This window comes from Zhongshania sp. R06B22, from assembly GCF_040892595.1.
In the GTDB taxonomy this organism is placed as follows: domain Bacteria; phylum Pseudomonadota; class Gammaproteobacteria; order Pseudomonadales; family Spongiibacteraceae; genus Spongiibacter; species Spongiibacter arctica.
On the sequence record NZ_JBFRYB010000002.1, the window covers coordinates 87,737 to 108,987 of the forward strand.

The following is a 21,251-nucleotide window of genomic DNA, read 5'->3' on the forward strand; positions in this document are numbered from 1 at the left end:
CACGAGAGATTGAACTCTAATAACGAGGAAGAAAAATGTTCACCTTTGATAAGTTAGGATTGCCCGTCTTAGGGCTGCGTGGGCTTGAAGCTGACCTTTCAGAAGAAGAAAGAGCGATACAAGAAAACGTACACCGATTTGCCCGCGATGTAATGAGGCCGATTGGTAAAAAATTAGATGCGATGACGCCGGAAGAGGTGGTCGCAGAGGGATCGCCGCTGCACGACTATATGGCCCAAATGTATGCGAGCGGAATTTTAGATTTAGGTGCGCTCGACAGTATGAGTGATCTCGAAAAAAGTCGTATTTTCCCCCTTATCTTTGAAGAGCTTGGCTGGGGTGACTCGGGTCTAGCGATTGCTACGCTTGCATCAGCTATTCCTGCATTTACCGCCTATGGCACTGGCGATCCAGAAATTATTGAGCGTTTTGGGAGTCTGCCGGGTTGTTGGTTGGCTACTCAGCCTGATAAGGGCAGTGAGATCGTCGATATGGATGCCACCAATGTCCATCCTGGCACACAGCAGCTGAAGGGCAACCTTAGTGTTCGTAAAGACGGCAATGAATATGTAATTAACGGTCAGTCATCCGCGTGGGTGTCATACGGTCCGTTGGCGCAGACGGCAATGGCCTATCTGCCTTGTGACTATGGTGACGGCTTGTTTAAGGAAGGCACTCAGGGCTTGAACTGGGTAGGTATTATGATTCCCTTGGATTCGCCCGGCGTTTCTAGGGGTAAGCCGCTGGATAAAATTGGGCAGCGCGCACTGCCCCAGGGTGGATTGTTTTTTGACGACGTTCGTATACCGGAAAAATATGCCATCGCCACCGGCGACAAAGCCGTAGGTCAGATGATGGGAACGCTAACCTTTGCCAATATGGAAATGGCCGCCACGTTTACCGGCGTGGCCAGAGCTGCCTTCGAGCATGCTCTTGATTACGTTCATGAGCGTAAACAAGGTGGTACGGCAATCATTAATCATCAATCAGTACAGACTCGAATCTTTTCCTTGTGGCAAAAAGTTGAAGCCAGCCGCGCTTTGTCAAAGCATGTTTTCAGTTATAACTATGCATCACACGGCCCTCATGTCTTGGCGTCGGTGACCTCTAAAACCTTCGTTACTGATACGGCATTTCAAGTGACCAGTGATGCGCTGCAATTGTTTGGTGGCAACGGTTTAACCAAAGAATATCCCATGGAAAAAATCATGCGCGATGCCCGCGCGGCAATGATTGAAGATGGAGAGAATACCGTCCTTGGCCTGAAAGGGGTTACATGGCTGACTCGTTGGTATCAGGATAAACACAATATTTCAGTCTAATAAAAGACGCTAATAATTTAATAAATGAGGAGTGTAGAAATGTCTGATAAACAAGTTGTTGTATACGGTGCGAACGGATATACCGGTCGCTTGATCTGCGAATTTATGCGTGAGTACCAAATCCCTTTTATTGCTGCTGGTCGCAGTAAAAGTCGGATTGAAGAGGGGCTGAAACTGGTTCCCGGTATCGAAACTGCTGATTATGAGATCGTTGAAGTTGAGCATACGGTTGAAGCCCTAACGGCGCTGTTGAAAGGCAAGAAGGTTATTTGTAACACTGTAGGCCCATTCGATTACTTTGGCGAAACAGTTGTAGAGGCTGCAGCAAACGCAAATGTTCATTACATGGACACCACCGGCGAGCAAGCATATATGCTGCGTGTGCGTGAAAAATTTGGTGCGCAGTTCAAGGCCAATGGTAAGATCTTGGCACCAAGTGTAGCCTATATGTATACGCCTCTGGAGGTTGCTGCAAATATTGTTTTAGAAGATAGTAGCGTAGATACGTTAGAAGCTGGTTGTATTGCTTCGGGCGTGCCGACATATGGATCAACCCAAACGATCTTTGCAATATTTCAAACCGAGCATGTGTATCTAGAAAACAATAAGCTGGTTCCTTGGGAGAAAGGTCGTGGCTGGGAAGTGAGTGCGCCAGGGAAATTGATGACCCAATTAGCACACCCCTGGGGCGGTGGTGCTTTGCCAGCTTGGTTCCAGCATGATCACCGCGTAGTGAGTGCCAAGCAGTTGACCGCGTTTACAAATCGTCCCATGTTTGAGCAGGTCATCGCACTGCAAAAACATTATGAAGATAACATAAAGCTCCTCCCGCTCGATGAGCAGGAAAAAGCGCTAGCAACCATTGCTGAGGGTATGCAGCCTGGAATGCCGCCACGCGAGAATAAGTTGGTCCACCGGACTACTGATTTTGTTCATGGTATCGGTACTGGCGTCCGCAGAACCTGCGTCATTCATACATCTGTACCATATCAGCTGACAGGCGTGTTCCAAGCGGCATTAACTGCCTATTTGTTAGATTCTGAGCCACTTAAAACAGGTTTTGTATCAGGCTGCCAGGCTGCAGGTCACAATTATATGCTGGGCGCGATGAAGAAGTTTGTCCCTGTTCAGGTTGATATTTATTGATTCCTGAATAAGGGTTCTGGCAAGGGATACAAATCATGAGAATGATCGATTATTTTGATAATGGGGTTAAGTTTTACCCCAACAATGTTGCATTCACTGATGTTGATTGCGGTGATTCCTGCTTGACGTATGCTGATGCATCGCCAATCACTCATCGCATTGCTGCAGCCATTCGAAAGAATGGCTATCCGCAGGGTAGCCATATAGGTATTTTGGCACCCAATTCCACAGTGGCATTTTTGACTCTGCTTGGCCTTTTTAGGGCCGAGGCGGTCTGGTTACCCATTAACCCCCGCAATACCGTCGCTACCAATTCGGACCTGCTAACGCGTTTTGATGGCGAGCTGCTGTTTTATCACAGTAGTTTTGCCGATGAAGCTGAGCAGATTATGAAGGCTGTACCAAATCTCCGCGAGGCGGTTTGTATTGATGGCGAAGCGACGATAGGTAAGAGTCTGGATGTATGGAGTGAGGGAGCACCAGGGCATCACGAGATTGGTGCGATTGATCTAGATGCCACCATTGCTATTTTCCCTACCGGCGGTACCACCGGGAAATCAAAGGGTGTGGTGCTGAATCATCGCTGTATTTACACCATGTATCAGAACTATTACGCTCATTTTAATTATTACGATGACACCTGTCATTTAGTGGTAGCGCCAATGACTCATTCTGCCGGTATTATTGGTGGTTTGCATTTTGCTCGCGGTGGTACCAATGTTGTCATGAGTAAGGCGGCACCTGATTTGATTTGTGACGCAATTGATAAATATCGAGTGACCCATTTGTTCCTGCCGCCAACTGTTGTTTACATGATGTTGGCACTACCTGATGTGAAGGATCGTGATTACAGTTCTTTGCAGCACTTTCTGGTTGGTGCTGCTCCAACGTCCGTAAATAAATTAAAAGAAGCGGTTTCGGTTTTCGGCCCGGTAATGACGGAGGCTTTTGGTCAATCCGAAGCTCCAGCCGCCATTACTGCTAAAGCGCCGTGGGACTATTTGGATAAAGACGGCAATATCAATGAGCGTCGACTTGCTTCAATTGGTCGTCCCTGTGTCAATAATCGCGTCGCTATTTTAGATGACGAGGGCGGCGAGCTTAAGCGGGGGCAGGCTGGGGAAATTTGTATCCAGGGTGGTTTAGTCTCTCCAGGTTATTACAAAAACCCAGAAGCAACAGCTGAAGTGCGTCAGTTCGGTTGGCATCATACGGGCGATGTTGGAGTGATGGATGATGAGGGCTTTATCACCATTGTTGACCGCAAAAAAGACATGATTATTTCGGGCGGTTTTAATATTTTCCCCAATGAAGTTGAGCAAGTGTTGAACTCTCATCCCGCCGTGCAAGACTGTGCGGTCATTGGCGTTCCTGATGAAAAATGGGGCGAGGCGGTTAATGCAATTATTCAGCTAAAAGCCTCTCATCAGTGCAGCGATGAAGAGTTAATTGCCTTGTGCAAGCGAGAGTTGGGCGGCGTAAAAGCGCCCAAGACCGTTGATTTTATCGATGACTTGCCGCGTAGTCCCGCCGGTAAGGTCCTTAAAACGGAGTTGCGTAAAAAGCATTGGGAAGGTAGGGGGCGAGCAGTAAATTAAGCCGACTGCCTATGCTTCATGCCCATCAGTTCTTGATGGGCATTTTCTTATAGATCGGTATCGATAATAATTTTATCTGATTGTTTGAATATATTACGGGGCGGGGATGGGTTTTGCCGGAACGTATGCTGGCTGAGTATTGCTTGCCAAGCGAGAAATAATGAGTCGCTCATGATTGATAAGTGTTGACGCTATATGCTCAGGGTCATCCACTTCTTTAAGAATGCTAAATCCGTCCTCTACTAATTTATAAAGTTTGCCACAGCCACTCAGTTTTGCAGGTAAGCGGGCTACTTTTATAGATGTTTGTACGAATCTATTTGAAACGGTTGTATTAAGATCTTCGGCGAAGGTTTCGAATAGCGATATTTGCAGCTCTAAGTTTTTGATCACACTGCCTTGTTGGCAGGCTTCAGTATAGTTTTCTATGTTAACTTCTTTGTGTTTTTTTTCTTCAAAAATATGCTCAGTAAGGCTTTGATTTATTTCGCCTGTTAGGGCGTTAAACTCAAGTGCTGCTAGTAGCATGTCCGTGCCGGTAAAGAATTTTTCGATAAACTTGACTGTCGATTTAGCTTCGCGAAGCTCTGATAAATCGATGCCGCAAAATATTTCTTCAAAATAATAATTCAAAAGTTTTTCGTGAGACGGTGTGTCCATCAGAGGGCTGTAGCAATAAGCCATCTGCTCCATCTTCCACTGCTCAAGGTTGCTGATCACCTTGTTGAAGATTGGGTCGTGATGCTTCCTCAGTGCCAAATAGCGTTGTATGTTATTGGATATTTCTTGGGGATTCATTTTTTTATTTGCCTCATATGGCTGCTATTCGCTAGCATGCCGGCACCAATTATATGTGAGTTTATGTTCCTTAGTAGGCTAGGATTTATTTTAATATATTTTAATGAAGATAATGTTTTACTGTGCGTATGTCAATTCAGAGTCTAGCGATATATTAAGGGATCTGCAGGGCGTTATACGGCCTAGTCGAATGCCGAATCGATTACCATAATTTAATTTTTTGCGTCCTGTGCGTTTGCAGGGTATTTCACTAAGCTTGCACCTCATATCTTTGAAGCCACTGATAAAGCAGTAAGGCTGTCTGTGTTTGAGAGCGTCATATTTCGGGGGCGAAAATGATAAGCCAAGACCCGTCTGGTCAGTGGGTCTTATCGTTCTGCGGCTGTATCCATAATCAATATTGTTTCGATTGTTGCTATCCCCCCCCCAATATAGGTGGCCACCAGCTTCGTGAAATTCAGTAGGATGGCAAGATTATGGCAGATAGCCATTGGAGCACTCAGGAGAAGTATGGCATGGCAAGTAAAGTAGTCATCGCAGGGGTCGGAATGGTGCCCTTCAAAAAGCCTGGTCAGAGTGAAAGTTATGATGCCATGGGCGCCAAAGCTGCTCGCCATGCACTTATAGATGCTGGTATTGACTACGCCGCAGTTGAACAGGCATATGCAGGCTATGTGTATGGAGATTCCTGCAGTGGTCAAGCGGCGCTCTATCACCTCGGTATTAGCGGCATACCGATCTATAACGTCAATAATAATTGTGCTAGTGGCTCCAGTGCATTTGCGCTGGCTGTCCAAGCGGTAAAGAGTGGCGCTGTTGAATGTGCTTTAGCTCTTGGTTTTGAGGAAATGAGCCCGGGAGCCATTGAAATGGTATTCCCTGAGAAGGTCAGTCCTCTAGCGCGTCATAGCGAGGCCGTGGCGAGATTGATGGGCTTATCCGAGGCTGAGCAGCAGTTGCCGCCTGCGGTCTGCATGTTTGGTGTGCAAGCGGAGATGTTGCAGAAGGAGTTTGGTGTAAGTGAGATGGCGTTGGCAAAAATTGCCATGAAGGCTCGCAAACATGCGGCCCATAATCCGAACGCGATATTTCGTGAGCCGCTTACTGCAGAAAAGATACTTGCTGGCGACCCTATCTATCGTGGTTTGCGCAAACTATTTGCTTGTCCGCCTAGCTGCGGTGCTGCTTCCGTGGTTGTCTGCACCGAGGCGTTTGCAAAGAAGCATTCAATAAGAAGCGATGTTCAGCTCATCGGGCAGGGCAGTTGCAGCGATAGAGCCGAATACTTCGAAAGCGATGTTATGGACGTTATGTTTCGGGGCGTCAGTCGCGAGGCCGCAGCGATGGCATATGAAAGCGCCGGCGTGGGTCCAGATGATATTGATGTCATTGAGTTACACGACTGCTTTACCAGTAACGAAATTATTACCTATACCGCTTTAGGCTTATGTGAAATCGCTGATGCGGAGCGATTTGTCCTTGAAGATCAAAACACCTATGGCGGTAAGGTGGTCGTGAATCCATCTGGTGGTTTACTGGCCAAGGGCCATCCTCTCGGTGCAACCGGTTTGGCGCAAATTACCGAGCTCGTATGGCAATTGCGTGGTGAAGCCGATGAGCGTCAAGTGACCGGCGCTCGCACTGCGCTACAACACAATGGCGGGCTTGGCAGTGCCGGCTTCGTACATATTTTTCAACGAGCGTGATTGTTAATAATAATGGAGATGTCAGTGAAATTTGCAAATAAAGTTGTATTGGTAACGGGCGCCGCGTCAGGCATTGGTCTAGAGATCGCAAAGCAATTTTTGAGTGAGGGTGCGACAGTGATTGCCACTGACCTCAATCTCGCTAGCCTTGAGGCGCTTGCTCTTGAGCTGGGTGACAAGTTTTTACCGCGCCGCTGTGATGCAGGTTCGCCTGCAGAAGTTGAAGCTTTATTCGTGGGAATCGATCAGTTAGATATACTGATAAATAATGCCGGCATTGGCATTATGCAGAATCCTGAGGACTTGCAAGAAGAGTCTTACGACAAGCAAATGGCAGTGTTGCTGAAGGCCCCTATTTTCCATGTTAAGCACGCGGCGGCACTATTGCGACGTTCTAGTAATGGCTCAGTTGTTAATATTTCTTCGGCGTCTGCTTTATTGTCTCTGCCAGGTTATACCGCTTATGGCTCGGCAAAAGCGGCGCTGATCAAGTTTACTCAAGATGCGGTAGTGACAGTGCCTGGTGTTCGTCACAACGTTATTCTCCCGGGTCTTATAGAGACCCCAATACTAAAAGACGGTTATGGCGAAGATGCCGTCGAAAAATTGCAGCAAGCGGCGCAGATAACGCCTGTGCCACGCCTGGGCCAATCTAGCGACGTTGCGGCGGCCACCTTGTTCCTTGCCTCTGATGCTGCTGAATTTATTAACGGCGCACAATTGCTTGTAGATGGTGGATTGTCGCGGGTGCATGTGATGAGTATGGGTGCTTAATTTGCAGCAGAAATCAGATTTGCCTTGGGGGTCGTGAGGCCCCCTTTTTTTAATTGTATTTAGGCTTGCCAATCATAAATCTGATAAGTGCCGGGTCTCGGTGATGGTCGTGAGTTTAGATTGATTAAGTGTTCGTGGCGCTGCGATGTGTTGGTTCGGGGTGCGATCTAGGTTTATGATTTGAGAGTGACCATGGGTGTCAATCTAAAAAGCTGTTTGGTATTTGTGGGCTCTGATGATGGAGAGATAAATGCCAGCTCGCTGATGAGTGTAAGCTGGCATTTGGAGCTTAAAGACCTGGCAAGACGAGTAGGTCGGTAACGGTAGTTAGGCGCTCGAGTTCACCTGAGGCGTCTAATAATGGTCCAACAAGAGCACCTGCTATTGAGCCAGTTTGGTCGTTTAGAATAGTGCCGCTTAGTAAGCTTGTAGCCAAGGGTAGCAATTCACCTGACGCAAATTGGAGTCCTTCACGTGCTGGGAGGGTTGAGGTGAGCAGCGTTAAAGCGCCGCTATCATTTAAAACCGTGATGATAGACTGAGCGTTTGCTACAAATGGAAGGCTCAAGCAACTGAGGAGTGCGATCTTTTTTAGTGCGTTTTTGGTTTTCATAATAGATTCCATGATTATTATGTTGATATTTTAAAGATATTATATTATCGCAAAATTCTAGCTATAGGAAATAAGGTATAAATTTATTTGTGAACTCTGTCGCTTTACTGGCTTAAATAAATGGCCTGTCTGCGTCTCTTGGTGGCGGAGTATTACTGGAAAAATTTGTTATTCCATTTAAGTGATTTCCAATTTCATGTGGTATGTGATTGATATATATCGTGTTGCTTCATCGGTTGGGCGAAAATGCGCAGTCTTTATTGTCGACCTTCAAATAATGTCAGTTTTATGGCTACCCTAGAAAAGTAAGATTGTGGCGAGAAGTTATACATTCTAACCAGTTAAGTCTGTTGCCATAAAGCATGTGTTGTCAGCGCTTGCCCGCAAGTAATTTTGGCGCTTAGTAGTGGGCTAGACATGGTTTTTTGTGGAATCTGCACGAAAAGACGATCAGGAAGTATTCTCAAGTCGTACCGATATAGATTGTCGCGATACGATTAGTATTCTCTCGCGTAGAAAGAATATTCATTAGCGACTACCAGTATTGTATTTGGCTTGGAACTATCTTTAACTTGACGCTGGCGAATTTCGGCTCAGCGGCAGTGTGTGGGCTTTGAGTTTTTGGTTTCTAATAACAGTTTATGCACTAATGATGACGACATGCCTGGTGTCGCTGATGTTCTTGGCGATTTGCAGCATCAAAATACGGTATGGTTAATGTGCTGTAGAGTGTTCTAGCGTATCCGGATGTATAGCCCTACCCAGATGCCTCTGGAGCTGAGTGAGAATAAGAAAGGTATTAATAATTCCGAGGGGGGTAGGGCTTGAATGTTCAGCGCTCTAAAACTACTCATCGCGGTCGCGTCGCTAAGGCGTTTTAAAAATAGTAAATTCTATACGTGCTGCTGCAAGCGGCGATTGCTCTGAGCTGTATCGCAGGCATTTGCTTTGAAATGGCGAGTTAGTCTTGCCCTTTGACACTAATTGTTGTGGGTTAAGCTTCGGTTAACGCTATGACTGTAAACTTGCATATTGTGTTAATGAAAATTATATATTGGAGGTTTGTGTGACAAAGTTTTTGGTGTTGTTTGGGGTCTTTCTGCTGCAATTTAATCACGCTTATGCCGCGGCCGATGATTGGACCTTGGCGAGAGATAAAAATGGTGTTCAGGTCTATAGCAAACCGGTTGCCGGCTCCAGTTTAAATGCAGTCCGGGGAGTAACTACCGTTAAGAGCAGTATGAACCGCCTGGTGACTATTTTACGAGACCCTGAGTTGCGGCCTCGCTGGGATAAATTGTGTGGGGATTCTTACTTGCATGAGTCCGTTAGCGCGAACGAGGAGTTAGTCTACGTCCACACCAAGATGCCGTGGCCTGTCAGCGATCGCGATATGTTGTTGCGTACTGTGTGGGAGCAAGACCCGAATACCCTAGTGATCACAATGACCGGTAGTGGTACGCAGGGCGTCATGCCAGAGAAGTCAGGACGGGTACGCGTTGTGGAAGCAAATCAAGACTTCACTTTAACTCCAATGGGTAATGGCGTTATTGAGATTTCAAGTTATATTCATCTTGATCCCGCGGGACCCTTGCCGTCATGGCTAATAAACTCCCTATCGGTTGAATCTCCCTACGATGCATTAAGCCGGTTGAAGGTTTTGGTGACAGATTCTAGTATCGCCGATCAGCATTTTGAGTTTATTTCCGAGCCCAAAAATGTTGGTGCGGAGTGATCCGTAGCGTGTAACGTTTAATATTTTCTCATGGTTAATGTGCTGCTGTTTATCGTGAAGTGCCGTTCTTTGAAGATAGCAGCGTGAATATCTTTTTCAGCAACTGAGCAACAATAATTCCTAGTCTAGCGCGGGCCAATCGTCACGCGTTAGGGTTCGATAAATACAGTTAGAATACAAGACGAAGCTTGATATTAAGTTCGCTTATGTCTTGGGATAACATATTGATAATAGGGTAGTGATATGACCGCAGTAAATGAAGATCTAATAATGTTTCGCGATATGGTGCTTCGCTTTCTTGAGCAGGAAGTCGATCCTGAATTTGCGTCTTGGGAAAGCTCTGGTTTACTACCAAAGGCTTTGTGGAAGAAACTTGGGGACGCCGGCATGCTCTGCGTCGATTTTCCAGAGAAATATGGCGCCGCCGGTGCGAGCTTTGATGTCGCCCTAATGATAATTGAAGAGCTGGCGTGCAAAGGATATTCCGGCTTGTCTGGCGGTTATAATATTCACGCCAATATTGTTGCTCCCTATATTCAGAGTATAGGTACCGCTGAGCAGTGCGATCGTTGGCTGCCGGGAATGGTATCCGGGGATATTGTTGCGGCTATTGGTATGACAGAACCCGGTGCTGGCAGCGATCTTGCAGCGTTAGCAACGTCGGCTATTCGCGACGGCGACAGCTATGTTATCAATGGCTCCAAAGTATTTATCACCAATGGTATTCACGCCGATCTTGTTATTGTTGCCGCTAAAACTGATCCCAAGGCTGGCGCCAAAGGGGTTTCTTTGTTTTTGGTCGACACCTCACTGCCTGGGTTTTCGCGCGGAAAGCAAATTGAGAAGCTTGGTCAGCATGATAGCGATACAGCTGAACTATTTTTTAACGATCTACGCGTGCCGCTGGACGCCCTATTGGGGGAGGAAGGTAAGGGCTTTGCCTATTTGATGCAGGAATTGCCAAGAGAGCGCCTGGGTATAGCGGCGACTGCAATCGGTGCGGCTCGTGGAGCGCTTGCCATTACCTTGGATTATGTTCAGCAGCGCAGCGCATTTGGCCAAAAGATAGGGGCCTTTCAAAATTCTCGTTTCAAGTTGGCGGAAGTGAAGGCTGAGCTTGAAGTAAATACCGCTTATGTTGAGAAATGCACAGCGGCGTATAAAAAAGGCGAGATGACTGTAGATCAGGCCGCTATTGTTAAGTTGGCCGCGACTGAAATGCAGTGGAAAGTAGTTAACGAATGCCTCCAGTTGTTTGGCGGTTACGGCTACACCAAGGAGTACCCGATCTCTCGCTTCTTCATTGATGCAAGAGTACAAACAATTTACGGCGGCACCTCTGAAATAATGAAAGAGGTGATTGCTAGGTCCTTGCTGGGCAGAGGCTAGGCTAGCTCGGTAATTGAGGCAGAGCTTGAGGTCGTTGGTGTTGCTTTAGCGCTGACGGCCTACTAATGCTGAACATACCCATTTTGGCATCCCTAGAAGTTAATATATTTAGCTTTAAACGGCGGGCTCGCTTACATAATTTTGTCGGGAAATGGGTTTTAAGTTCCTCGAATATAGCGTTAAAATGCGCAACGTATGTCAGATTTTACCTTCTCATATTATTGCTGTCGCAAGGGAAATGCCTACGCTCTGACTCGAAGAGCCCCTTCCTTCGAGAGAAGTCAATTACCCGCTATTTATTAAGCGCTGCGGTCCGTATTGCCTAGCCTGGCAACCATCTACACGTCTTTTAGTAATCGGGAGTGTATAGCTATAGCTGCCATACATCCGATTCTACTGTGCTATCGAATCGCCACCTTTTTGTATTTGGGTGTTCTGAACCTTTCCCATAATAACAATAATTACTCTGGTTATTTCCTCACTTTTCCACCAATTTTAGGCTTTAGATTTTAGCTTGTGATCAAGGAGTATCGAGTTGATGGCAGAGATGTTCCCTCTTTTCGGTCAAGGGTCTGGGTGTGAGCACTGCGTAAGTGCAAGAATAGGTGTTTTGCGGGCGCGTGGTGATGGTCTAGCTGCCCGCCATCCTTTGAGGGGCTGAATGTGAATAGCCTTGTGCCTAAATTGATCGGTTTACTACTCTGGTCAGTGATAGCTTAGCGTCAGGTCGTAAACAGAAGCCCTGAGTGAGGCGATTACTTTGCCGAGTAACGCCTGCAGGGGTTACTCGGCAGCGGCGGATAATAACAAAATCGTCATTATAGCTAGGCTTGAAAGGGTTGGTATTCACTACTATAAAAATTTTCAAAATGGTTTTACTGGCGCTGTATGACATTTCTAGATATTGGCGGCCTAAAGTGTCGTTCTAAAGGCCGGCGGTGTGTATGCGCTCAAGGTCACGTAATACGCTAAATGGTCATAAATAATTCGCGACGCTTTTATGTTTGGTATTCGGTGTTCATTTTTATAGTTAAGTAGACCCCGTCTAGGAGATAGTGGCATACGAAATTACTGGTGCCGCTATCCGTAGATAATAGTTTAAACCGATGTGCTGAATGACTCGATAGACGGAGAGCATGACGTAGCTTGCCATTCAAGGAATGGTAAAAAATTATAGGTTCTGAATGAGTGTCATTGTAGTGGCTGGGGTTGAAGTGCGAATGCACGTTCTGCCTCTAGGGTAAATCACGGAGAAATACTGTTTTGAAAATAATAAGAAATCTCAATTTATCATTGTTCTTACTCGCTTCTTTTGCAGCAGCTCAAGTTCAGGCCCAAGCGGCAGCAGGGGATGGTGGTGCTGAGGTCGAAGAGGCAACTAAGGCGAATAGGACTAGCAGGCTCTTGGAGGAGGTGGTGGTAACCGCCCAAAAAAGGGAAGAAAATTTACAGGACGTCCCGATTTCGATGCAGGCTTTCGGTGAGGAGGCATTGGATGCCTTGGGTATAACAGACACCAGCGATCTCCAGTTTGTAACCCCAACCCTGAATGTTAGTGCGGTGGTAGGATTTACTAGCATCTATTTGCGTGGCGTGGGCACTGATGCCTTTTTGACCGCTGATCCTAGTGTAGCAACGTATATTGATGGCATCTATTTGCCCGTCGCTGCTGGTGTGGCTCAGGACTTTGGTGTCATTGAGAGAATTGAGGTGCTGAAAGGGCCACAGGGAACCCTTTTCGGTCGCAACACTAATGGCGGCGCACTTAATATAATGACTCGGGATCCGCTACTTGGGGAGTTCGACGCTCAGGTAAACCTGACGGTCGCGACCTACCCAGACTTATATGCAAAAGCGTATATCAATATTCCTATTGGCGATACTTTTGCAGTTTCAATGTCTCCGGTTTACGGAAAAACGCAACACTATATAAAAAATACCGCAGCTGATCCTGTCGGCCCGATGAACGACGATGAAAGTGAGGGGTATCGAATAAAAGCGCGATGGGCGCCGTTTGATTGGGTGGATATGACTGTCGCCGCTTTAACCATTAACAGTGATACGCCGGGTGCGCTTGTGCAGCCTACGATCCAGCCCACTACTATCGGCCAGGCAATCGGTATAGCCGGGAATAATTATCAGCGCGGCGATAAGGAAACCGAGCTCGATCACTGCTGTGGGAGTTTAGTTGATAATGAAATGTTGTACGGGAACATTAAATTTTATACGCCGTGGTTTGATATAAAGCTGTTGGCGAGTGATCAGCAGATACGCACAACAACCATTATTGATTTTGATGGTTCTGCTCGTAATGGTATTGGTCTTACCAATACTGGTTTTAGTGGCGATATACAAACTGCGGAGTTGCAGTTGGTTTCCAATGCGGATTCGTGGGGAAGTGATTGGTTTCGATGGATAGTGGGCGCCTATAAATTTGAAGGGCTAACTGGCTATTTAGAACCAGGTGATCGTCTAGAGCTACATGCCAATTTGTTGGATCCGCTACTGTCACCCGTTAATAGTATCTTGTCATTGGTAGATAGTTTGGGGCTAGGGCTTCTTCCGGCAGAGTTGAATAGCGGACTACTTTTTGCAACCAATTTAGTGGCAACAACTTCTGAGTCGGTATTTGCGCAAGCGACGTTCACACTTGCTGACTGGCTCGATCTTACCTTGGGTGTGCGACATCAGGATGAGGGGCGCGAATTGCTGGACTCTAAATTAGGTCTGCTAGTTAGTGGTGATGAGCTAACTCTTTTCGATTATGACTATGCAGTGACTCAGACCGGGGAGCGGGTTGGAACTAAGCGGTCGACGGTAACAACGAGCCCCAAGGTGTCTCTTGAAATGAGGCCATTTGATGAAGAAACGCTGGTTTACTTGTCTTACCAGGAAGCCACCAAGAGTGGTACTTATAATGGTTTTGCGGTGACAGGTCCGCCAACTTACGCGGAACCAGAATCCATAGCGGCGTGGGAGCTAGGCTTAAAGACCAGCTTCCTGCAGGGAACCCTGCTGTTCAATGCGGCGATTTTTGACTATGAGATCGAAAATCAGCAAGTTCAGTTTGTCTCGCTAACAACCGGTGGATCCATATCGTTTGAAAATGCCGAGTTGGCCAATATCCGCGGCTTTGATTTCGATGTGACCTGGGTTATTGCGCCTCATTTAATAGATGGCTTGGTGCTCGTTGGCGGCGCGGGGTGGTTGGAAACGGCTGAATTTACCTCTTACCCCAATGCCAAGGGTTATACCAATAATTCTGGGATTACCAGTCAAGATCAAGATTTTTCGGGTAACCGTATTCCGAAAACCCCGGAGATATCAGGAAATTTGGCCCTAAGCAAAACCTGGTTTTTTGATAGGGGTGAGTTGGAAATGGCCGCAGATATGTATTATTCGGAAGAATACTTTTACGAGCCGTCTAACCGGGAGGAAAGTTTCGAGCCTAGTTATACCTTATGGGGAGCGAGGCTTAGCTATCTTTATGAGCCTTGGAATACCAGGTTGACGCTATTTGGTCGAAATCTGACCGATGCAAATCCCACCAGAGGGGCTATAGGCGAGGAGTTTGGTAGGCAGGTTATTCCCGGTGAGCCAACAACGTATGGCTTGCGTCTCGCTTGGAAATATTAATCCCTGACACGAATCGCCTAAAATTCAAGACCCGCCATTAGCGCTATCGCGAACGATGGAGAGCGCACAGTTTACTGAGGAGATCTACATTCCTTTGCTAAGCTGTTGCCGCTGCTCTGGATCTTATCCCTGCGCTAACCCCTACATTAAGCCGCCGCCGAGCACGGGCCCAATACGTCATTTCTGAGCACAAGCTTTCTGCGGCTAGTATTGATGTCGTTGATTACACAGATTACAAAACCCTTACGCGAGCGCTTAATGTATGATGTGTTCATACTCGCTCGCCTTGAATATCGCTCTTTATATCTTTTTGCACCAATTTTGTGCGCTGCAGTAGTCTAGGGACGGAGCGGGAGTTTGAGTCTTTTTGCAGTACGCTTGTTTCTTTGCCCCCCCCCCCCTCGCTTTCCCCCCCTCCCCCCCCCCGAGCGAGGGGGGGGAAATTGGATCTCAAACCGTTAATGTGTCCTTCATTAGATAATAATTTTGACGTGTCTGATCAGTCACTCAACGATAGATGAAAAAAATAGCGACGTAGCAGCCTGAATTCTGGCGTTTGAAGAATAAATACAGGTTTCAAATTTTCCCATAATAATAGTGACCAGCTTAAGAAAAATAAGTTCTTACTGATTGCTGAATAGCCTAGCCCATGGAGGGATATTCTGTTGAATATTAAAAATAAAGTTCCGTTATCATTACTTTTTCTTGCGTCTTTTGGCGTGGGGCAAATTCAAGCTCAGGATGTTTCAGATACTGAAGTCGCAGCCCCTAGTGAAGCCGCCGTGCCCAAAAAGAGGAGCAGTCGCCTATTAGAAGAGGTTGTGGTCACCGCGCAAAAGCGGGAAGAAGACCTGCAGGATGTGCCGATTTCAGTCCAGGCGTTTGGCGCGGAGACCCTAGATGCCCTGGGGATATTTGATACTAGTGATCTACAGTTTGTAACGCCAACACTCAATATTAGTTCCGTGATCGGATTTACAACGGTTTATTTACGTGGCGTAGGTACCGATGCGTTTTTGACGGCTGACCCAAGTGTTGGCACCTATATCGACGGAATTTATTTGCCTGTTGCTGCGGGGATGACGCAGGACTTTGGTGTGGTTGAGAGAATTGAGGTTCTAAAAGGTCCTCAGGGGACACTCTTTGGCCGCAATACCAACGGTGGTGCGCTCAATATTATTACTCGAGATCCTATACTCGGTGAGTTCGATGCCCAAGTAAACGTCACGGCGGCAAGTTACCCGGACTTACATGCTAAGGCCTACGTCAATATTCCTTTTGGTGAGAACTTTGCAGTTTCAATGTCGCCTATCTTTGCAAAAACAGAGCACTTCATAAAGAATACGTCGCCTAATCAGGTTGCTCCAATGCATGATGACGAAACTGAGGGCTTCCGGATAAAAGCTCGCTGGGCGCCCTATGAATGGGTGGATATGACGATCGCGGCTTTAACGCTGAAGAGTGATAATCCCGGTGAATTAGTGCAGCCAGGCCTCAAGCCGACGGCGATCGGTCTCGCGCTGGGTATAGAAGAAGAGAATTATAGGCGCGGAGACGACGAAACCTCCCTTGATCACTGTTGTACAAGTACCGTCGACAATGAAATGCTTTATGGCAAGGTTGAGTTTTTTACCCCTTGGTTTGATATCAAGTTATTGGCTAGTGATCAGCAGATAAGAACAGGCACCGTTCTTGATTTTGATGGCTCTGGTGTGCAGGGTGTCGGTATTTCGGGCGTAGGCTTTAGTGGTGACACCCAAACCGCTGAGATTCAGTTGATTTCAAATGTGGAATCCTGGGGAAGCGACTGGCTAAGATGGATAGTGGGGGTCTATAAATTTGAAGGTATAACAGGCTTTAGCGAGCCGGGCGATCGCATAGAGATTCATGCCAATTTGCTGAGTCCGATTTTGGCGCCACTGAGTGGTGTGTTCTCGACGCTTAACGGCTTGGGGCTGAATCTTCTACCTCAAGGTCTTGGTACCGGCGTCCTTTATTCAAAGTATTCGGTGGCAACGGACTCTGAATCGATTTATGGCCAGGCGACAGTGACCTTGACCGAATGGTTTGATATTACCTTAGGTCTGCGCTATCAGGATGAAGGCCGCGAGCTGCTATATTCTGAATTGGGCGCACTTGTAAGTGATGAAGAGATCGCTCTGTTTGAATATGACTATGCAGTAACGCAGACCGGTGAGCGGGTTGAACCCCAAAAATCCACAGTCACCACCAGTCCGAAGATCTCCTTCGAGTTGCGCCCCTTCGATGAAGAAACCCTCGTTTATTTGTCTTATCAAGAAGCTACCAAGAGTGGTACGTTTAATGGCTTGGCAGTGACCGCTCCACCAACTTACGCCGAGCCAGAAAAAATAACGGCTTGGGAGATAGGGGTAAAGACAAAGTTCTTGCATGATACTTTGGTATTCAGTGCGGCTATCTTTGACTATGAAATTGAAGATCAGCAAATTCAGTTTGTGTCATTGACCACCGGCGGCTCCGTGTCTTTTGAAAATGCCGAGCTGGCTAATATCCGCGGTTTAGACTTTGATATTATGTGGGTTATAGCGCCACATTTGGTCGAGGGTCTGGTTCTTGTTGGTGGCGCTGGGTGGCTTGAAACGGCTGAATTTACCTCATACCCCAATGCCAAGGGATATACCAATAACTCTGGACTTTCTGCTTCGAATCAAGATTTCTCTGGCAATCGAATCCAAAAAACCCCCGAAATATCGGGTAATCTGGCTTTGAGTAAGACTTGGATGTTGAGCGACGGTGAGCTCGAAATGGCGGCCGACCTTTACTATACCCAAGAGTTTTTCTATGAGCCGTCTAATCGCGAGGAAAGTATTGAGGACGGTTACACAATGTGGGGTGCAAGACTCAGTTATCTTCATGAGCCATGGAATACCCGTGTGACCCTGTTTGGTCGAAATCTTACCGATATAAACACTACTAGAGGGTATATCGGTGCGGAATTTTCTAATCCGATTATTCCGAGTGTGCCAAGAACTTATGGCCTACGTTTGTCTTGGCAATACTAGGGTCTTGATATAGGCGGCTCCTGCAGAGGAGTCGCCGTATTATATTTCGACTTATTGGTTTTTAATCTCGACAATAATCTTTAATACTCCGCGTATCCTAGGTCGAGCTATTGTAATTCTCCGCACAGCGCGGCTTGCCTCACCTTACTCGACTTAACTCTAAGGTCTTGTGAGGTTGCTAGGTGTGGTCGTTTATCGTGTCTAAAAATAATATAACCCGCTAAAAATCACTTATCCGGTGGCTGCTTGCTGTAATTAATGCCAGGCCTTATCCGCGATATCCATTGCGGCTAATGGGTGCGCGCGATTCCCAAGCCTCAATCTCATACCAGTTGGCTGCACATTTCACCTAAATTGATGAGCGGTGATCGCAGGGTAAGAGCCTCGACTCCCAATACCACTATTTTAGTGTCTGCGCGCGCGGCTGGGTAGTGTCTAGTGCTTGGCCGGCATGCCCAGTCTGCAAGGGTTTCAGCGCTGCACAAGGGTGGTGTAAAGGCGCGCAAGGCCGGCAAGTGGGTGGGGTGTATATGTGCTGGCAATACTTACCTTGCGCCGGCGTGGCGCAAATGAATAATCTCTCGCCGCTATTGATGGGTTCGGAATTGTGGTCGGTGTTAACTTAAGCTCAAATCAATAAGCACAGTAGTAGGAGACAGCCATGGCTGGTTTAAGTCAGAAGATTTCCCGTGAAGTTGAAATTATACCCCGAGATGTTTCATTTGAGGTGGCTACTAAACAAGTGCCGCGTTACTGGTTCAATGATGATCCTTGGTCTACCCACTGGATGAACGCGCTTTTTTCTGTGGTACCTGTTGGCGAGCGCTTTATATGCCACACCTTTGCTGACCAGCTTAAAAAGATTAAGGATCCGTCGATCCATAAGGCTACCCTTGGCTTGATTCGTCAGGAGCGTTTGCACGCTCGCGAACATGCGGTCATGAATGAGACCTTGTCCGGTTTTGGAGTTCCACTTGAAGATGCCGAAGCTATTCTAGGAAAAGTTTTGGATGTTTTTAAGAAGTATATGAGTGATGAAACAAAGTTGGGTTTTGCTGCCATTAGTGAGCATTTCACAGCTTCTCTCTCTGAGGTCATGTTCGATAATCTCGAGCTTTGGGACGAAACCGAACTTGAAATTGCGGCCATGATGTACTGGCACTTCGTTGAAGAGACCGAGCATAAATCAGTCGCTTTTGACGTGCTCATGGATCGCCGTAGCGATGATTCAGATCTTGGTACCTACGCTCTGCGTATGGCCACAGCTGGTCTTTCGATGGGCCTTTTTCTGCCCTTAATTCATGGTATATGGCTTTACTTCGTGTGGAAGGATGGCCAGCTCACCAATGTTCGCTCCGCATTTAAATCGTTTAAGAGTCTTATGTTTGGCGCTGCGGTGGTTCCCAAAATGTTTTTGACCAAAACACTGCCTTACATTAAGCCCTCGTTTCACCCCTGGGATATCGACAATCGGGCCCACGTTGCCGCGTGGAAGACGGTTTATGAAGAAACCGGTGATCCACTATTGGCATTTACCGCCTTGCGCGAATGGCACGCAAAACACGGAAGCTATAAACCAACAATAAAACAGGCAGCAACAGTATGATCATGCGTAAACGTAAAGTATTAAAACCCTCCGAAGGTGCAGCTGCAGTTGTGACTGGTGCCGCTAATGGTATCGGCCGCTGTTTCGCCTATGAAATCGTCCGTCGCGGCGGCTCTGTGATCTGCGTAGATATTGATGAGGAGCTGGCTAATAAAACGGCCGAAGAGCTCTCCGAGCTAGGTGAAGGTCGTGCAATAGGCTACAAGTGTGACGTGGCTGATGAAGAGCAAATGCGGGTTCTTTCCGAACAGGCGGAGACCTTGCTTGGGCGGCCAGTGACTTTACTCATTAATAATGCAGGTATTGCCGTCGCCGGCAGTATAGGCGAGCAGTCTCTAGACGATTGGCGCGCCGCGATTGACGTTAACCTGTGGGGAGTCGTTTACGGTTGCCATTATTTTGTACCGAAACTGCGTGAACTTGGGTTTGGCGGCATTATTAATGTGGCGTCGGCGGCCGGCTTTGCGGCCATACCGGGCACTGCAGCATACAGCGCGTCTAAAGCTGCTGTGCTGGCTATGTCAGAGGCATTGGCGGGCGAGATGACGGGGTCTGGGGTTCATGTCACCACCCTTTGTCCCACCGCGGTCAATACCAATATTTTGGAGCGCGGTCGCATGAACAGCGGCATTAATGAATTCACTAACAAAATTAAGGACAACTGGGTGTTTGTGGCGTCACCAGAAAACGTTGCCAGCGGAACCCTAGATGCTCTAGATCGCAATAATATGTACTTCATGCCGCAATTCGATAGTCGATTGGGTTGGCGTCTAAAACGCTATGCGCCTCGGACCTATGCCCGCGCGCTAGGCGAAATTTATCGCTTAACAGCGAGTTGAGCTTGAGGACTTCGTTATGAGCTCTTTTGCTTCAAAAATTGTAGACCGTGCCTTTCGAATCGCCATGATGGGCGAACCGAAGTCGGCTGAGCAGATGCTTCGACACAGCCGTCGCGTTGTAGGTCTGGTTCGTCCGCCTGCGATGTTGCCGGATGGCGTGACTATGCGCAAAACCACGGTGGCCAATGAGCCCGCCGTACCGCCTGGCGTTCCGGCTGTGTGTGTTAGCACAGCCAAGCCCACGACTACCGTGCTTTACTTGCACGGCGGTGCATTTATATGCGGCAAGTTCGCAACCTATGCTGGTTTGTGCGGGCAGATTGCTAAGCGCCTGAACGCGCGTGTTTTTTGGGTTGATTATCGGCTGGCGCCAGAAATGCCCTTTCCAGCGGCGCCGGATGATGCTTTTAACGCTTACTGTGCTCTAGCAACTGATTACCCAGATGATCCGCTGGTAGTGATAGGAGACTCGGCTGGCGGAAATCTAACGCTCTCTACTTTGCTGAGGGTTAGAGACGTTTTAAAAAGTCGTAAGGGGTCTAAGCTACTTCGCCTGCCGGTGTGCGCGGTTGCGATGTCACCCTTGGTTGATTTTGCTAAGGCGTCCCCTTCGCGCAGCGCTAATGGTACTTCGGACGCTATCTTGAGCCCCCGAATGATCGAATTTGCTACTGAGCTATATCTGGCCGGTCATGATCCCAAAGATCCTTATGCGTCACCGATCTATGGCGACCTCTCTGGTTTGCCGCCGATGTTGTTATCGGTTAGTGATACCGAAGCGGTTCGTGACGATTCTTATCGCTTCGCCAACTCCGCCCGGCGAGCTGGTTCAAGCGTGCAACTATTGAGTCGTGAGGATCGATTGCATGCATGGCCTGTGCTGTACACAGCCCTTCCCGAAGCGCGTCGGGATTTTGCGGAAATCGTAGATTTTATGCGCACACATTTGCGTTATTCCGTTGCTCCTGAGAAACCTACGCCTCAGCTGCGGATCGCGAGTGCAAATTGATATATCGCTGACAAAATAAGAGTAGATTGAAGGACAATA

Annotated in this window: 14 protein-coding genes; 12 read left to right on the top strand and 2 right to left on the bottom strand. The window is 47.5% G+C overall.

Annotated elements, in window-relative coordinates; genetic code table 11:
- Positions 1-35: 35 nt before the first annotated feature.
- From AB4875_RS16315 to AB4875_RS16325, 3 genes are read left to right on the top strand one after another with little or no spacing between them, the layout of a single operon-like run.
- Positions 36-1,322 (top strand): acyl-CoA dehydrogenase family protein, encoded by a 1,287-nt coding sequence (locus tag AB4875_RS16315; RefSeq protein ID WP_368377176.1) that lies wholly within the window; start codon positions 36-38, stop codon positions 1,320-1,322.
- Between the two features lie 39 nt (positions 1,323-1,361).
- Positions 1,362-2,468: a saccharopine dehydrogenase family protein gene (locus tag AB4875_RS16320; RefSeq protein WP_368377177.1), complete on the top strand. Its 1,107-nt coding sequence runs from the start codon at positions 1,362-1,364 to the stop codon at positions 2,466-2,468.
- A gap of 35 nt (positions 2,469-2,503) precedes the next feature.
- Entirely contained in the window at positions 2,504-4,066 is a 1,563-nt protein-coding gene (locus AB4875_RS16325; RefSeq protein WP_368377178.1) for a class I adenylate-forming enzyme family protein, read from the top strand.
- A 93-nt stretch (positions 4,067-4,159) separates the two neighbouring features.
- Here AB4875_RS16325 and AB4875_RS16330 read toward each other — a convergent pair whose 3' ends face one another.
- Entirely contained in the window at positions 4,160-4,864 is a 705-nt protein-coding gene (locus AB4875_RS16330; protein WP_368377179.1) for an FFLEELY motif protein, read from the bottom strand.
- 476 nt (positions 4,865-5,340) lie between these two features.
- Here AB4875_RS16330 and AB4875_RS16335 point away from each other — a divergent pair, with 476 nt between their 5' ends.
- Both AB4875_RS16335 and AB4875_RS16340 read left to right on the top strand, forming a co-directional pair.
- Positions 5,341-6,570 carry a thiolase C-terminal domain-containing protein gene (locus AB4875_RS16335; RefSeq protein ID WP_368377180.1) on the top strand — a complete coding sequence of 410 codons (1,230 nt, stop codon included), beginning with the start codon at positions 5,341-5,343 and terminating at the stop codon, positions 6,568-6,570.
- A gap of 24 nt (positions 6,571-6,594) precedes the next feature.
- On the top strand, positions 6,595-7,344 hold the full coding sequence (locus AB4875_RS16340) for an SDR family NAD(P)-dependent oxidoreductase (RefSeq protein WP_368377181.1): 750 nt from the start codon (positions 6,595-6,597) through the stop codon (positions 7,342-7,344).
- A gap of 289 nt (positions 7,345-7,633) precedes the next feature.
- On the opposite strand, the gene AB4875_RS16345 is transcribed toward AB4875_RS16340, so the two are convergent.
- On the bottom strand, positions 7,634-7,957 hold the full coding sequence (locus AB4875_RS16345; protein WP_368377182.1) for a hypothetical protein: 324 nt from the start codon (positions 7,955-7,957) through the stop codon (positions 7,634-7,636).
- Positions 7,958-9,023: 1,066 nt separating this feature from the next.
- Between AB4875_RS16345 and AB4875_RS16350 the strand changes: the two genes are divergently transcribed.
- From AB4875_RS16350 to AB4875_RS16380, 7 genes are all read left to right on the top strand, one after another.
- Positions 9,024-9,692, top strand: a complete 669-nt coding sequence (locus tag AB4875_RS16350) for an START domain-containing protein (protein ID WP_368377183.1) — start codon at positions 9,024-9,026, stop codon at positions 9,690-9,692.
- A 243-nt stretch (positions 9,693-9,935) separates the two neighbouring features.
- On the top strand, positions 9,936-11,081 hold the full coding sequence (locus AB4875_RS16355) for an acyl-CoA dehydrogenase family protein (protein ID WP_368377184.1): 1,146 nt from the start codon (positions 9,936-9,938) through the stop codon (positions 11,079-11,081).
- A 1,263-nt stretch (positions 11,082-12,344) separates the two neighbouring features.
- Complete coding sequence (locus AB4875_RS16360; RefSeq protein ID WP_368377185.1) at positions 12,345-14,717, top strand: TonB-dependent receptor; 2,373 nt, start codon at positions 12,345-12,347, stop codon at positions 14,715-14,717.
- Positions 14,718-15,382: 665 nt separating this feature from the next.
- Positions 15,383-17,758, top strand: a complete 2,376-nt coding sequence (locus AB4875_RS16365) for a TonB-dependent receptor (protein WP_368377186.1) — start codon at positions 15,383-15,385, stop codon at positions 17,756-17,758.
- 661 nt (positions 17,759-18,419) lie between these two features.
- Positions 18,420-19,364 (top strand): metal-dependent hydrolase, encoded by a 945-nt coding sequence (locus tag AB4875_RS16370; RefSeq protein ID WP_368377187.1) that lies wholly within the window; start codon positions 18,420-18,422, stop codon positions 19,362-19,364.
- Complete coding sequence (locus tag AB4875_RS16375) at positions 19,361-20,203, top strand: SDR family NAD(P)-dependent oxidoreductase (protein ID WP_368377188.1); 843 nt, start codon at positions 19,361-19,363, stop codon at positions 20,201-20,203. The genes AB4875_RS16370 and AB4875_RS16375 overlap by 4 nt, the downstream gene beginning before the upstream one ends.
- 16 nt (positions 20,204-20,219) lie before the next feature.
- Positions 20,220-21,212 (top strand): alpha/beta hydrolase, encoded by a 993-nt coding sequence (locus AB4875_RS16380; RefSeq protein WP_368377189.1) that lies wholly within the window; start codon positions 20,220-20,222, stop codon positions 21,210-21,212.
- The last annotated feature ends 39 nt before the right edge of the window (positions 21,213-21,251 follow it).